This window comes from Metabacillus schmidteae (assembly GCF_903166545.1).
In the GTDB taxonomy this organism is placed as follows: domain Bacteria; phylum Bacillota; class Bacilli; order Bacillales; family Bacillaceae; genus Metabacillus; species Metabacillus schmidteae.
In genome coordinates this window covers 507,348-524,010 of record NZ_CAESCH010000001.1, presented here as the reverse complement: position 1 = coordinate 524,010, position 16,663 = coordinate 507,348, and the positions used below count along the sequence as shown (strand labels likewise).

Genomic DNA, 16,663 nt, shown 5'->3' with positions numbered 1-16,663 from the left:
TTTCTTTTTTATTTGCTTTTATAAACTCTTGCCTCATAGGGTTTCAAGTTAATTGATGAGATTTCTTCCGTTTCTTCTACATCATAATTACTTATTAACAGTTCAACTGATGGCATCGTTACGTTTGCAGGGAGTGTGAATTGAGCTTCATCACTACTAAAGTTTGTTATTACTAATAGCTTTTCACCTTCATATGTTCTTGTATAAGCAAAGATTGTTTCATGTTCAGGTAAGATTAGTTCGTAATCACCGTACACAATAATAGGGTGTGCCTTCCGTAAAGCAATGATTTTTCTGTAATAATGATAAATAGAATCTGGATCCTGGACAGCTTGCTTTGCATTGATTTCTGTGTAATTCGGATTCAGTTTAAGCCAAGGTTCACCGGTCGTAAATCCTGCATTTTCACTATCATCCCATTGGAATGGTGTTCTTGCATTATCCCGACCCTTTACATAAATGGATTCCATTACCTTTGCAGGATCCTCATTTCCTTGGATGACCTTTTCATTGTACATATTCAAGATTTCGATATCTTTGTAATCATCAATTGAATCAAAACGAACATTAGTCATGCCGATTTCTTCACCTTGATACACATATGGTGTTCCTTGAAGCATATGAAGAAAAGTTACAAGCATTTTTGCCGATTCCACGCGGTATTCCTGATCATTACCAAATCTTGAAACCATACGGGGTTGATCATGATTATTTAAGTACAAGCTGTTCCAACCTACTCCGTTAAGACCAGTTTGCCATTTTGAGATATTCTCTTTTAAATCTAGAAGATTCAGCTTCTTTAAATCCCATTTTCCTTTTGGACCTGAATCAAGATCCATATGTTCGAAGGTGAAAACCATATTTAATTCTTCGCGCTCATGCCCTGTATACAGCTTTGCATCCTCTACAGATGCACCAGGCATTTCACCAACGGTAATAATGTCATATTTTGAAAGCACCTGTTGATTCATTTCCTGTAAAAACTCGTGAATCCGTGGTCCATTCATAAAATATTGACCACCTGGAGCGTATGTCTTACCTTCAGGATTTGGTGCATCCGGTAAACCAGGTACCTTGGAGATAAAATTAATAACATCCATCCGGAAGCCATCGATTCCTTTATCAAGCCACCAAGTCATCATGTTGTAAACTTCTTCACGTAACTTTTGACTCTCCCAGTTAAGATCTGGCTGTTTCTTACTAAAAAGATGTAGGAAATACTCATCTGTTGCTTCATCATATTTCCAAGCAGATCCACTAAAAACAGACTCCCAATTATTTGGTTCTTTCCCTTCCTTACCAGGACGCCAAATATAATAGTCACGATATGGGCTATCCTTGGATTTTCTCGATTCAGCAAACCAAGCATGCTCATCTGATGAATGATTAACAACCAAGTCCATAATTAATTTCATTCCACGCTGATGAACCTGATCTAAAAGCTCTTCCCAATCTTGCATTGTTCCGAATTCATCCATAATATTTTGATAATCACTTATATCATAACCATTGTCATCATTAGGTGACTTATAGACTGGAGAAAGCCAGATGACATCTATCCCCAAATCCTTTAGGTAATCAAGTTTTTCGGTAATCCCTTTTAAATCCCCGATTCCATCACCATTACTATCATTAAAGCTTCGTGGATAAATCTGATATATGATACTTTCTTTCCACCATGTTTTTTCCAAGATGTACACTCCTTCAACCTTACTTAAGGAAGCCCTCTCGGGGGCTGTCCCTATTACTTGATAGAACCTTTCATTACTCCGCTAATAATCCATTTCTGTGCAAAAATATACACAATAATCATCGGGGCTAAAGCCATTAAATACGATGCAAATGCTAAGTTATAATCTGTACTAAATTGTGATTGGAAAATGTATTGTACTAACGGTAATGTCGCCATTTCCCGGTCACTTAGCATAACTAAAGGCAGCATAAAGTCATTCCATGCACCTAAACAAGTAATAATGGCAACCGTTGCATTCATCGGTGCCAGCAATGGGAAAATAACTCTCCAGAAAACACCCCATGTGCTTGCTCCATCTATGATTGCGGCTTCTTCCAACTCTTTTGGAATCGAGCGAATATAACCTACGTAAATAAACGTATTAAAAGATAAATTGAACACAACGTATAAAATGATTAATCCTACAAGGTTATCCATTCCCCAAGCAGCTGTTTGCTTAACGATCGGTAACATGATGATTGGAAATGGGATAAACATAGCACTCACAAAATAATAAAATAGAAACTTATAAGCTTTTTTGTGCATATTTCTTGCAATAGCATAGGCTACTAACGAGTTTGTTAACACTGTAAATATCACAACGAATACTGTCACAAACACTGTATTACCAAGGGCCTGGAAGAAATTAGTCATTTCAATTGCTTGTGTAAAGTTATCTAAAGACCAGGATTTTGGAAGGGCTAATAAATTTCCTGCCATCTCCTGTGGAGTTTTAAAAGCAATGGTAATCGTTAAATACAATGGTAATAATATCAGTAATGTACCAACAATTAAGAGAGTGGTAACAGGCCAGTTTGTTCTTTTGTTAATCATTAGCTTTCCGCCTCTCGTTTTTCTAAGAATTTCAATTGAATAATCGAAATGACAACAATGACAATAAAGTAAATAACTGCATTTGCTGATTGATAGGCAAACTCTCCGCCTTCAAAACCACCTCGATAAATAAGTAACGAAATTGATTCTGTTGATGTTCCAGGTCCCCCACCAGTCAATGCAACGATTTGATCAAACACCATTAAAAAGTTTTTCATTGCCAATACCATATTGATTGTAAAGAAAGGAGCGATAAGCGGGAAGGTAATGTTCCAGAACTTTCTCCATATCCCTGCACCATCAATACTTGCTGCCTCATATAAATCTTCTGAAATTGTCACTAACCCCGCTAAATATAGAATCGTATTAAAGGCTACTGACTGCCAAACAGCGACAAGAACGATACCTAACCATGCCAGTTTTGGATCTCCTAGAATATTTTTCGAAAGAAACTCTATTCCGAAGCTTTCTCCAATGCCTGGAAGGAAATGCGTGAAAATAAAATTAAAAATGAACCCTACAATTAAAATACTTAGAATGTATGGTAAAAAATAAATCGCACGAAGAGTCTTCTGAAATTTAATCTTTGAATTAAGTCCCATTGCGACAAGTAAGCTGAAAATGTTAACCAAGATTGTAGAAATAATGGCAAATTTGAATGTAAATCCATATGCATCTAAAGCACGTTCATCCTTAAAAACATTTAAGTAATTCTTTAACCCAACGAAATCCCAATTCCCATACCCTTTCCAATCAGTAAAGCTATAGAATATCCCTTGAAGGGCAGGATACGTATGGAAGATGAAGAAAAGGATAAACGCAGGAATTGCTATTATCATATACACATAATTTTTCTTATTCATTATGACCTCTCCTTTATCAAACACCTATATATGCATTTTTTAACTTCAAGCATAAGACGCTCCTTAAAATAAGATGTCTTTCTCTATATCTTCCCTTAAGGAGTGGCTTATTTATTCTAATAATAGAATTGGGCATCAAAACGTGATGCCCATATTCTTTTTAACGATTTTGAACTTTTTCCCATTCACTATCTAATTTTTTCAAGAAAGCATCTTTCTTTTGTTCAATTAAGTACTCTTGAACAAGGTTTTCTGCCCCCATGCCTGATGGATAGTAGTGATCCGGGAAGCTCGTAATTGCACCTGTTTCAAAATTTGTTTTTATACCTTCAAATACAGGATCCTCTTGGAATACACCTTCAATAGCTGAGAATGCTTTTTGCTCATCGATATAACGTTTTGAAGTATCTTGATTCATCATAAATTCAATAAATTTCATCGCTTCTTCCTTATGCTCTGTTTCTTCATTCATTGTTAATAACACATCTACACCTGAAACAAGTTTATTTTGAGCAGGATCATTCGTTACAGGCATTGCAAAGGTACCTAATTGAATATCCGGATTAGCTTTTAGAATTTCTGGAATTGCCCAGTTACCTTGGATATACATAACACCTTTACCACTTGCAAAAGCGTTATTTCCATCGCCGTACGCAACACCAAGATTGTCTTTATGACCATATTTAGTTAGTGTTGAAATCTTATCAGCTACTTCGTCATAGCTCTTAACAAACGTTGTTTCACCAGCATTTTTCTTTTCTGCAAAATCCTCACCGGCAATATTTGCACCTAGTGAGTTCCATGCGATCATGCCTGTCCATGCATCTTTTAAAGTAAAGTAAATTGGAATTTCTCCAGCTTCTTTAGCCTTGTCTAAAATGGCAACAAACTCATCCCAGGTTTTTGGAACCTCTAAACCAAGTTCTTCAAACTTTTGCTTGTTGTAAATAACAGTGTTCGCGTTTGTTGCATATGGAAGTCCGAATACTCCTTCTTCTTCAGAACCAACTAAGCGACCGATCATATCAACATAGGAAGGTTGAATCGTTTTCACTAATTCGGAATCTGAGAAATCATGTAAAACTCCAGCTCTTCCTAATTCTCCATAAGTTGCATTCCCACCAATTGACATAATGTCAGGTAAATCATTTTTCGTTAATCTCGTTTTCAATACTGTTTCAGCTTCTGGAGGGGCATCAAGTTTAATTTTGATATCAGGATTTTCCTTTTCAAAATCGGCAATTATCCCTTTGTACGTATCAATGCTTTCAGCCTTGTTTGAGAAAAGTTCTAATGTTACTTTTCCATCCTCAGCTCCTCCACCCTCATTTCCCCCACATCCAGCTAGAATAGATGTTCCTAGAACTAGACTTAGGATACTTGCTGTTACTTTTTTCTTCATATTTAATCCCCCTAAAAATTTGTATTTGATACTTATGCTGTGTAAACATTTACAATATTAGTCAAAGAAAAACATATTCTTGCAATTTCAAAGAGTAAACGTTTACTCATTTTATTAAAAAAAATCTAGTTTCCATATCCTCTGTTCTTTTTTAATAAATCAGTAAACGTTTACGTAAACCTGCAAAAAAATATTATTCCTCCTTTTTAAGTACACTCTTTCTTTCAACAATTTTATGTGGCATGATCCTACTTTCAACTGTTTGATCAGAATCAAGTAACTCGAATAGCATCTTGGCTGCCATCTCTCCCATTTCCGTTAAAGGCTGTGCAACAGTTGTTAATGGTGGTGTAGACATATCTGCAATACTCAAATTATCATAGCCTATAATCGATAGCTCTTCAGGAACCTTTATCCCAAGCTCATAAGCAGAAGAAATAGCTCCAATCGCCATTTCATCACTTGCAGCAAAAACTGCTGTAAGATCGGGTACCTGTTTTAATAAAATTTTTAAGCTTTCTGCGCCATCATGAAAGGTAAATGCCTTATTAAATACCACATTATTGTCATCGAATGGTAGATTATGATCCTTTAAAGCACTCTTAAATCCGTCGAACCTAGGCTTGCCTGACACGGCATCTTCAACATTCCCACATAGCATCCCAATTTTTTTATGGCCTTTACTAATTAAATATTGAGTTGCTGTATATGCTGCATGTCGGTCGTTCACTTTAACATACGGTACTGGAAATGAATATGTTTCGGTCGACAATAATACCATTGGCACATTCATTTTCTTTATATATTCATAGTATTCCTCATACAAGGGAGCACTAGTGAAGATAATCCCATCAATCCGCTTTTCATTTAACAACTGCAAGTACTTCATTGTTTTCTCACCATTTGACTCTGTATGACAAACAATGACACTTGAACCAGCTTCATGTGTTGCTTTTTCAATACCGCTTAGAAGATCAGTAACAAGTGTACTTGATAGCTTTGGAAAAAGAACTCCAATTGTATGTGTGCGTTTGTTAATAAGACCTCTTGCAACAGCATTCGGTTGATAACCCAACTCTTCTATCGCAGCAAGTACTCTTTTTTTCGTTTTTTCAGAATAACCGACTTGATTATTTATAATTCTTGATACAGTTGCAATTGACACATTAGCATGCCTTGCAACATCTTTGATGGTATAAGACATAACCAACCTTCTTTCAATTAGGAAAACGTTTACGTAAATTATAATATCACCTTTAGAAAACCCTTTCAATACTTTTTTTAAATATGTATACCCATGGAAATAGTTTTAGCCTTATGTAGGCTAAATGAAAGACTTTTCTCGCTATTCCTCCTTGCGTTTTTGTCCTTCATCTACCTTATGAAAGACTTTTCTCATCTTCCTCCACCGGTTTTGTCCTTCATCTGCCTTATGAAAGACTTTTCTCGCCATCTCTCCACTAGTTTTGTCCTTCATGTGGCCTTATGGAAGAATTTTCTCGTCTTTCCTCCACCGGTTTTGTCTTTCATCTGCCTTATGAAAGACTTTTCTCGTCTTTCCTCCATCGTTTTGTCTTTCATTTCATCCACCTAATAAAAGATTTAAGCTATTAATTAAAAGAAAAAAAGAATCGAGTTCATAGCACCTTGAAGGTACAACCCCGATTCTAACTAGTATTAAGTGACTTCTTCTATTTTTCAATTTATATAAATTACTAAATGAGACTAATCAGTTCCTGTACACCTGTTAGGAAAATTCCGATTAAGAAACCACATACTGCTCCATTTACGCGAATCCATTGCAAATCTTTCCCAATGTTATTTTCCATCATATCAATTAATTTCTCATTATCCAGCTTATCTAAATTTTCTTGGACAAGATTTCCTATTTGTGAATGATTTTTTTCTATTAGGACCGCTAAATGTTCCTGTATCCAGTGGTCAATTTTCACATTTTCTTTCTTAATATCGTTTAATAGTTGGACAATAAATGGAATGATTTTAGTTTCAACAAATTCTTGATCTTCTACAAGCTCTATCGCATTTTCTTGAATTCTCTTTATGCTCTCTGTTATTTTTTGATCGGGTTCCCAACTATCCAGTAACTGACTTTTCCAATTTTCTACACCATCTATAAAGGCCTTGTTTTCATTAAGGGATTGAATTTCGTTCTGTATATACTTAATTAATGCCTCCCGATTAGGCTCTCCCTCGTGCTTTAAAGTCTTGATCACACTTAACAAGAGGTTTTTTATAATATTCCCCATCTTTTCCTCATCAAGTAAATTCTGAATGGACTTCAGTGCAAACTGCATGATCCCTTCCACTTCAACCTTGTTGAGCACATTCATAGAAATAGTTCCCAGCTGATGTTTTGTTCTTGGATTAGCCAGCCATACCTCTGCCTTATTTAAAAGATAATCTAACCCTTTCTTTTCAATCTGTTGATTAAGCAGGATTTTTTGAAGAAAATGGCTTATGTTAAGGTTTGAAAGAGTTGACTCTAGTTGTTTCTTCACAAAAGGAGTAAGCTTCTCAGCATCGATATATCGAATCAATTTCTTCAATTGTCCAGTAAGATTCTTTTTAAAGCTTTCTGTATGTATTTCTTTTTCCATAATAGTCGACAGCTTTTCTGTGAACGGAATTTGTTTCGTTTTTTCCAGAATACTTTCTTTCGATAACCAATCATTTTTTAGTATAGAAATGATTGCATTTGTCATTCTCTTTCGATTTTTTGGCAGAAGAGCAGTGTGTGGGATTCGTAATCCAAGCGGATGACGAAACAACGCTGTGACGGCAAACCAATCCGCTAATCCGCCGACCAATCCTGCTTCAAATCCTCCTTGTACTAAATCTACCCAAAGTGAACCTTGAAATGGGGTACAAGCGATAAAACCTGTGCCCATAATAATAAGTGAGTAGCTTGCAATTTTTTTAGACTCTTTTGTTTTAGTTGACATCATATTCGCTCATCCTTAAAAGTTATACATATACTATAACCAGTCTTTACTATGATCATTATGAGAATTTACTAAATCAATTTAAAAAATATCATGTTAGCAGCGCGGATGCAATTTTTTTGATTACTTGGTACTTAGAGTTTATTAATCCTAAAATGATAAAAATCAAATTATAGATGTATAGCACAATCTGCACAATTCTCCTAAAAAAACACAGAGGTTTTCAGCCTCTGTGTCGACAGTACTCTTCTATACCTGTGGTTCATCGGTATATTTCCGTTTTTCCTTGAATGTTTTTAAAACACCTTTTTTCTTCAACTCTTTATGCTTCCACTCAACCCATATCTGTGCAGCAATAAAAATGGATGAATATGTTCCGACGATTAAACCAACCAGCAATGCAATTGAAAAACCACGGATAGCTTCACTTCCAAATATCAATATGGAAACAACCGTTATTGCCACCATTAAAACTGTGTTAATGGAACGTCCTAATGTTTGACGCAAGCTTGTATTAACTACATCAACAATATCTTCATATTTCTTCAAATATCTTCTTTTTTGCATATTTTCACGCATACGGTCAAACGTAACGATCGTATCATTAATGGAATAACCTATAACAGTTAATAGTGCCGCAATAAACGTAATATCCACCTCAAGCCCTGTTAGACTAAAGAATGGAATAATGAAAAATGCAGCATACAAGAGAGCGATAACTGCTGAAACAGCCATTGGAAGCTCAAAACGAATGGTAACAAAGATAATTAAGCCAACAACAGCAATCGCAAGAGCTTTTACCGCATTCTTAGCAAGCTCTTTCCCTACTGTTGGAGTAACACTGCTCACATTGGGCTCTGCTCCCAACTTTTCACTAAAATGAGATTTTATTTTTGCAATTTCCTCTTTTGAAAGCACACCTTTAAACTGAGCAACAGCTATATTATTATTATCACCTGAGATTACAATATCATCAGAAGGTAACTCCAACTGTTCAAGTTCAGTGGTTACCTCTTCTGTTGTAAGTGAATTATCAGAGAGTATTTCAATTCTGGTCCCACTTGTAAAGTCAATGCCGAGATTCAATCTAAGCACCAATAAACAAATGATCCCCAAGGCAAAAATAGCACCTGAAAAAACAAAAAACTTTCTGCGATGCTTAACAAAGTCAAAACGATCAAATCTAGTTGGTAAATCGAGAGTATCAAAGTTTTCCGAAATATCCTTTATTTCACTTTTCTTTACCCCAAACCAACCTGGTTTATGCTTGAAGATTTTGCTATTTACCCAAAGACCTAATAACCATCTGGAAAGATAAACATTGGTTAAGAAGCTTCCAAGAATACCTATAATTAAACTCGTTGCAAACCCTTTTACTGAGCTTGTACCATAAAAGAATAGAACCGCTGAAGCCAATAGTGTCGTTAGATTGGCATCTGTTACAGCTGAAAATGAATTCTGATTACCGACCTTAAATGCAGCCTGAATTGATTTTCCTACTTTTATTTCTTCTCTTATTCGTTCATAGGTAATGATATTCGCATCAACAGCCATACCTACACCTAATATAAGAGCTGCTATCCCTGGTAATGTTAAAACAACGTTCATCCAATCGAATACTAATAATGTTAAATAACTGTATACAGTTAACGTAATTGTCGCGATAAAACCTGGGAATCTGTAATAAAAAATCATAAATAGATATACAGCGATAACCCCAATGATACCCGCTAATAGGGTTTTACTCATCGCTTGCTCACCAAATGAGGCACCTACAGAAGTTGAATAAATTTCATCAAGTTTTACCGGTAAGGCCCCTGCATTTAATACATCAGCAAGGTTTTTAGCTTCCTCAATTGAAAAGTCACCAACAATAGAAACAGTATCTTGATTAAATACTTGATTAACGACAGGTGCAGAAATATACTTTGGCTCTGCTTTTTGACTTTCTTCTACAAAAGAATCTTTTCCTTCTTCAAAATCAAGCCAAATTGCTAACACATTATTAGGAGCTAAACTAACAATCTCTGTTGTTACTTCCTTAAATTTCTCAGCACTTTTCAATTTTATGGAAACACTAGGTTTGCCATTTTCATCAAAGGTTTGTTCGGCTCCGCCTTCCGCAAGATCTGTACCATCCATCATTAAGCGATCATTAGCATCACGAAAAGAGAGGTTTGCCTCTGTTGATAATATTTCCCTGGCCTCGTTTTGATCTTCTACACCTGCTAATTGTACACGGATCCGGTTATTTCCTTCTATTTGAATATTGGGCTCACTCACGCCTAATATATTGACACGTTTATCGAGAGCTTCTGCAGTGGCTGAAAGTGCAGCCTCGTCTATTTTTTGGCCCTCTTTAGCCGGTTTCACCTCATAAAGGATTTCAAATCCACCTTGTAAATCCAATCCTAACTTGATATTACTTAAAATATTACTCGTTGTTAGGACCATGACTGATGTAAAAGCTATAATAAACACCATAAATGCCACTATTCGACTTTTTTTAATCATTCTCAATATCTCCTTACCATTTATAATGCCTCTTAATAAGTTTATCTAAATTTTCAAATAGTAAAAAACAAACGCCGGTTCATGTTTATGTATATCGTAACTCACTATATCCTAACCATTTATGTATTCCGCTGAGGTGTCATACCATCTTCATTAAATCTAGATAGCTATGGACGTTTCTTGGAAGATCCAACGTCAGTTAAATCCTTTTGAATAGGAGAAATGGATTCAACGTATATAATACCACTAATATAGCTATATTTATATAATTCCCCTCTTTTCTAACATTCAAATTAACATTGTGAAGGCAACCCTCTAAAGAGTCTCCTACCTATATTGTCTCACTTCCACTACTATAGAGTCAAAGCTTCCTTTACTTTTTATTTATTTTTATTTCAAATTCATGGACAAAAATACTCATTACAAGCTCTCATCTTCTTTGGAATAGCTAAAAAAAGACTGAGGACCCCATGATTTGAATCATAGCATCCTCAGTCTTTATATATTCTCTTTAAAAATAAATTGTTTTTTTGATATCCGGATTTTCGGAAATTTACCTTTATTCTACCGTCACACTCTTAGCCAAATTACGTGGTTTATCAACGTCACAACCACGGTGAAGTGCTGCATAGTAAGAGATTAACTGTAATGGTACTACAGCTGCAAGAGGTGCCAGCTGTTCATGAATGCTTGGCAGAACAAAACGATCGTCTTCTTCTTCAAGACCCTTCATTGAAATAATACACGGGTTAGCTCCACGTGCCACAACCTCTTTCACATTTCCGCGAATGCTTAGGTTAACATGTTCTTGTGTTGCTAGTGCAATAATTGGTGTACCGTTCTCAATAAGGGCAATGGTACCATGCTTTAATTCTCCACCAGCAAATCCTTCCGCTTGGATGTAGGAGATTTCTTTAAGCTTTAATGCGCCTTCAAGTCCCACATAGTAGTCAACAGAGCGTCCGATAAAGAATGCATTACGTGTTGTTGCAAAGAATTCTTTTGCGATAGCTTCCATTTCTTCTTTTTGATCACACAGTACTTCCATTGCATTAGCTACAATACCTAGTTCTTTTGTTAGGTCAAATTCCAATGATAGACCTTTTGCTTCTGCTGCCTCAGCTGCAAGGATTGATAGTACAGCTAATTGTGCTGTGTATGCTTTTGTTGATGCAACAGCAATTTCAGGACCTGCATGTAATAAAAGTGTATAATCCGCTTCACGAGACAGCGTAGATCCTGGAACATTTGTGATTGTTAATGCTTTATGTCCTAGCTCTTTAATTTGGACTAATACTGAACGGCTATCCGCTGTTTCACCACTTTGTGAGATGAAAATAAATAGTGGATTTGGTGATAAAAGCGGCATATTATAAGAAAATTCACTTGCAATATGCACTTCTACAGGGATCTTAGCCCAGTTTTCAATAAATTGCTTTCCAATTAATCCTGCGTGGTAGCTAGTACCTGCTGCAATGATATAAATACGGTCGGCACTATTTACTGCCTCAACGATATCAGCATCAACTGTAATACCGCCATCTTCATTGCGATATTTTGCAATAATTTTTCTTGTTACTAATGGTTGTTCATCAATTTCTTTTAACATGTAGTGAGGATATGTGCCCTTTTCAATATCACTTGCATCCAGCTCTGCTTTGTAAGGAGCACGTTCAATTACATTACCTTTTAGATCTTTAATTGTCACAGTTTCGCGTTCAACGAATACCATTTCTTTATCCATAATTTCCACGTATTGGTCTGTTACTTGAAGCATAGCCATTGCATCTGATGCAATTACATTAAAACTTCCATCACCTAAACCAATTAGAAGTGGACTCTTATTTTTCGCAACATAAATCATTTCAGGATTTTGCTCGTCTAATAATGCAATTGCATATGAGCCTTTTAAGATTGATAACGTTTGACGGAACGCTTCCTCAACCTCTAATCCTTCTTTTACAAACTTTTCGATCACTTGAACAATGATTTCAGTATCTGTGTCACTCTTCAATTGAACATCTTGCAAATATTCACGTTTTAAAATTGAGTAGTTTTCAATTACACCATTGTGAACAAGTGTAAATCTTGAAGACGTACTTTGATGAGGGTGTGCATTCACTTGGCTTGGAACACCATGAGTTGCCCATCTAGTATGCCCAATACCAGTTGAAGCTTCAACCTTTTCATCTACGATTTCACGTAATTTTGCAATACGTCCTTTTTCTTTAAAGATGTGAACACCATCTTGATTCATTGCAGCAATTCCAGCAGAGTCATATCCACGATACTCTAATTTTTCAAGACCCTTTAATAAGATTTCCTTTGAGTCCTGTTTTCCAATATAACCAACAATTCCGCACATAAATTTTTCCTCCCATAGTGTGAAACTAGGGACAGGAGCCAATAAACTTAATGGAGACATCACTGTCCCCTCACACATGTTTTTATTTTTGGAAGGCTATACTTTTCCCTTTGTTCAAAAAGTTACCTCTTTGGTTTGAGGAAAAGCTTACGGCTGTAACCAAACCAGCCGGGAGGCATCCGCCGAAATTTCGATAACCTCCATCCTCGTCAACTAAGCTGTTATACGTCCATGCTTAGTTCAGGCGCTTTAGGTGAATAAAAAAATCTCCTATTACTCCTTCCTTTTAGTATAAGTAAAACAACAAAATTAATGATACAACAGAAGAAAATAAAACGTCAATCAATTTTTACCATCCATAACCTTCAAATTGAATGTTATACCTTATCTATATGAATCCTCAGCTATACATGTTAACAACAATCACCCTTATTGAAATAAAAGAAGACGGGTTTCATCCCGCCTCTTTAAGTCTTATTCTAATCCCATTTCTTCCTTAACAACTTCGACAATTTGTTCTACATAAATACGGCATTGCTCTTCTGTTGGTGCTTCTGCCATAACACGAACTAACGGCTCTGTGCCGGACGGGCGAACTAGAATGCGTCCATTTCCACCCATTTCCTGTTCAACTGCTGTGATAACTTCACTTACTTTTTCATTTTCTGTTACTTTATACTTATCTGTTACCTTTACATTTATAAGCAATTGTGGATATTTTTTCATTTCATTTGCAAGTTCAGATAATTTTTTACCTGTAAGCTTCATGATATTCACCAATTGCAAGCCAGTTAATAAACCGTCACCTGTCGTATTATAATCTAAAAAGATAATGTGACCTGATTGCTCTCCACCTAAGTTGTAGTCATTTCTTTTCATCTCTTCTACAACGTAACGATCCCCGACAGCTGTTGGAATACTCTTAATATCGTGCTCCTCAAGAGCTTTATAGAAGCCTAAATTACTCATAACAGTTGAGACAACTGTGTTTTTCTTTAATCGGCCTTCACTATCCAAATGTTTTGCACATATGTACATAATCTGATCACCGTCAACGATTTCTCCATTTTCATCAACGGCTATCAAACGGTCACCATCTCCATCAAAAGCTAGTCCAATATCAGCATTTTTCTCTTTTAAGAAAGCAGCTAATGCTTCTGGGTGTGTAGATCCTACGCCCTCATTAATATTTAAACCATTCGGAGAAGTTCCCATAGTTGACACATCTGCGTCCAGATCAGCAAAAAGATGCGTAGCAAGAGAAGATGTTGCACCATGAGCGCAGTCTAATGCAACATGGATGCCTGTAAAATCTTCATCCACTGTTTGTTTTAAAAATTGCAGGTACTTTTGTCCACCTTCAAAATAATCATTAACTTGTCCTAAATCTTTTCCTACCGGTCTTGGTAACGTATCTTCTTCTTTATCCATCAAACTTTCTATTTCAAGTTCCTGCTCATCTGATAATTTGAAACCATCTGGACCAAAATATTTAATTCCATTATCAGCAACAGGATTATGTGATGCAGAGATCATCACCCCTGCTTCAGCTCCCAATGCTTTCGTTAGATAAGCAACACCCGGCGTTGAAATCACACCTAGGCGCATAACTTCGGCGCCAATTGATAATAGTCCTGCGACTAAAGCTCCTTCTAACATATGACCCGAAATGCGAGTATCGCGTCCTATCAAGACTTTAGGTCTTTCTTTATCTTTTGTTAAAACATACCCTCCAAAACGCCCAATTTTAAAGGCCAACTCAGGTGTTAATTCACTATTTGCAACTCCTCTAACTCCATCTGTACCAAAATACTTTCCCATAGGTTTCGCTCCTTTATGTAATCTGCATATTAAGAGGCAGAAGAAATTCTCACTTTTACTTTTTCTTGTTCTAATGACCAGGTAATATTATTTTGTGAACTATTTACTTGAACGGGTACTTCATGTTCTCCATCACTTAAGTTTGAAAGGTTAATATAGAGCTCGATATCTTCAGAATTGATCTGATTAATTACACTTGGCGCACCATAGATTTTAATATCTAATTCTCCAACATTAGGATCCAGAAAGTCAAAAACCTTACCTTCTGCCATACCAACCTCTTCAATTTTTTTATCAGAGAATGATTTCTCCTGTTGCTCATCCACATCTATATCAATTTTAATCGTTTCTGGACTAACCTTTTCAATCCCTTCAGGTATAGGGACATCAACTTCAAGGACTGTATCCTTCTCAATTTTTGATAAATCCACCTTTACCCCATCAATAAAATCATAATTTTCTAACACATCCATAGGCCCGTATGCTGTAATTTCTTTCGGTTCTGTTTCCATACTTAAAATGCTGAATCCTTTTTTAAGTTCTCCTTCTCGTACTACTTTAAAAGGGAGGACTTTACTTGGGCTTTTTATCGGAACCGTTACATCAACTACTGATGGGTCAACTTCAACCGGTAGTATGTTGCCATCACTATCATAGATCGTAATTCTGGATTCTTTATTAATCGTTTCTTTTGCACCTTCTAAGTTTATGGTAGCTTGAACTTTTGAAATACGGTCGATAATTTCTTTTGATGCAGTAACATGAACGCTATTCGGGCTTACTATTGGTTGATCAGGTGTATAACCTTCTTCTAATTTATCTTCATTTATATATTCAACTTCAACCGGAAAATTTTTTGAAATCTTTTCTTCAATTGTGACTGTAATAGCTGAAGGACTTATGGTAGCTTTTAGGTCACTAGATAAATTTTTAATTTTTAGATTTACTTTATGTGATCCAATTGATAAATTGGTTAACTCTGCATAGACTTCAAAATCCTTTTGTTGCCTTGCCTTTACCAACGTACCTGTTGGACCTTCTAATGTGACATTCACCGTTTCAGGTACCCCTGTTACCACTAAACCTTCTTCATCAAAGTATGTAACAACTGGTATATCAGTCACTACCGCTGTTTCTAAAGAAGAAGAAGTTGAAGTTTCAAATGGTGTTGAGGATTTATTAGTCTGAGTTCCTGTTGTTTCAATATTTACTGATGCATAAAGCATTAAAGCTAAAAACAGAGCAATAACTCTCATAACCCAATGATTATTCATCAACTTATCCATCTTTTTTCCCCCTCCAGTGCCAACGGTTTGAGGAAACAGCTTTAGTTTGCGTATACAGTTCCTTTTGAAGAATATCCCTTAACTCATCTTGAGTTAAATTACGATGTAATTCACCATTTCTAGTAACAGAGACATTTCCTGTTTCTTCAGATACAATAATTGTTAAGCTATCTGTTACTTCACTAATCCCTAATGCTGCTCTATGTCTTGTTCCAAGTTCCTTCGATATAAAAGGACTTTCTGATAAAGGAAGATAACATGCTGCAGCAGCTACTTGGTTTTTCTGAATGATAACCGCACCATCGTGTAGTGGTGTATTCGGAATGAACAGGTTAATTAAAAGCTCAGAAGATATTCTTGAATTTAAAGAAATACCTGTTTCGATATAATCGCTCATACCTGTTTCTTTTTCAATTGACATAAGTGCACCAATACGTCGTTTTGCCATGTAATCTGTTGCCTTTACAATAGCTTCTACAGTGACTTCAGGATCATCTTCTCCCGGTAAGCCACTTCTAGAAAATAACCGACCTCTTCCCAGTTGTTCCAAAGCTCTGCGAAGCTCTGGTTGGAATATGATAATAATTGCTAAGAAACCCCATGTTAGGGCTTGGTCCATTAACCATTGCAAAGTACTTAAACCAAGATATTGACTTAACATACGGACCACGATTATAACCGTTATTCCTTTTAACAACTGAACAGCTTTTGTTCCCCTTACAACCATAATTAATTTATATATAACGTACCATACAAGGAGAATATCAATAGCTATACCGAGGTAATGCAATATTGGTATGTCATTCAATATTGGTAAAACCTCATACCCCATTCACTTGTCCTCCATGAGTTAACTTTATTCTATTCTTTATTACTATTTTGA

At 36.0% G+C, this 16,663-nt stretch carries 11 protein-coding genes; all 11 read right to left on the bottom strand.

Annotated features, from left to right (window positions below; translation table 11 throughout):
- Positions 1-8: 8 nt before the first annotated feature.
- Positions 9-1,691 carry a glycoside hydrolase family 13 protein gene (locus HWV59_RS02580; RefSeq protein ID WP_102232891.1) on the bottom strand — a complete coding sequence of 561 codons (1,683 nt, stop codon included), beginning with the start codon at positions 1,689-1,691 and terminating at the stop codon, positions 9-11.
- A 53-nt stretch (positions 1,692-1,744) separates the two neighbouring features.
- Entirely contained in the window at positions 1,745-2,563 is an 819-nt protein-coding gene (locus HWV59_RS02575; protein ID WP_102232903.1) for a carbohydrate ABC transporter permease, read from the bottom strand.
- A gap of 2 nt (positions 2,564-2,565) precedes the next feature.
- Complete coding sequence (locus HWV59_RS02570; protein WP_102232892.1) at positions 2,566-3,429, bottom strand: carbohydrate ABC transporter permease; 864 nt, start codon at positions 3,427-3,429, stop codon at positions 2,566-2,568.
- Positions 3,430-3,589: 160 nt separating this feature from the next.
- Positions 3,590-4,831, bottom strand: coding sequence for an ABC transporter substrate-binding protein (locus HWV59_RS02565; protein ID WP_102232893.1), 1,242 nt, complete (start codon positions 4,829-4,831; stop codon positions 3,590-3,592).
- A gap of 193 nt (positions 4,832-5,024) precedes the next feature.
- Positions 5,025-6,035 (bottom strand): LacI family DNA-binding transcriptional regulator, encoded by a 1,011-nt coding sequence (locus HWV59_RS02560; RefSeq protein WP_102232894.1) that lies wholly within the window; start codon positions 6,033-6,035, stop codon positions 5,025-5,027.
- Positions 6,036-6,546: 511 nt separating this feature from the next.
- Entirely contained in the window at positions 6,547-7,797 is a 1,251-nt protein-coding gene (locus HWV59_RS02555; protein WP_175637995.1) for a DUF445 domain-containing protein, read from the bottom strand.
- A 246-nt stretch (positions 7,798-8,043) separates the two neighbouring features.
- Positions 8,044-10,308: a protein translocase subunit SecDF gene (gene secDF / locus HWV59_RS02550; RefSeq protein ID WP_102232896.1), complete on the bottom strand. Its 2,265-nt coding sequence runs from the start codon at positions 10,306-10,308 to the stop codon at positions 8,044-8,046.
- Between the two features lie 559 nt (positions 10,309-10,867).
- On the bottom strand, positions 10,868-12,673 hold the full coding sequence (gene glmS / locus HWV59_RS02545; RefSeq protein ID WP_102232904.1) for a glutamine--fructose-6-phosphate transaminase (isomerizing): 1,806 nt from the start codon (positions 12,671-12,673) through the stop codon (positions 10,868-10,870).
- Positions 12,674-13,147: 474 nt separating this feature from the next.
- The gene (glmM, locus tag HWV59_RS02540) at positions 13,148-14,494 is read right to left on the bottom strand and encodes a phosphoglucosamine mutase (protein WP_102232897.1); all 1,347 of its coding nucleotides are present in this window, start codon (positions 14,492-14,494) and stop codon (positions 13,148-13,150) included.
- 29 nt (positions 14,495-14,523) lie between these two features.
- Complete coding sequence (locus HWV59_RS02535; protein WP_102232898.1) at positions 14,524-15,780, bottom strand: CdaR family protein; 1,257 nt, start codon at positions 15,778-15,780, stop codon at positions 14,524-14,526.
- On the bottom strand, positions 15,773-16,612 hold the full coding sequence (gene cdaA / locus HWV59_RS02530; protein ID WP_102232899.1) for a diadenylate cyclase CdaA: 840 nt from the start codon (positions 16,610-16,612) through the stop codon (positions 15,773-15,775). The genes HWV59_RS02535 and cdaA overlap by 8 nt, the downstream gene beginning before the upstream one ends.
- Between the last annotated feature and the right edge of the window lie 51 nt (positions 16,613-16,663).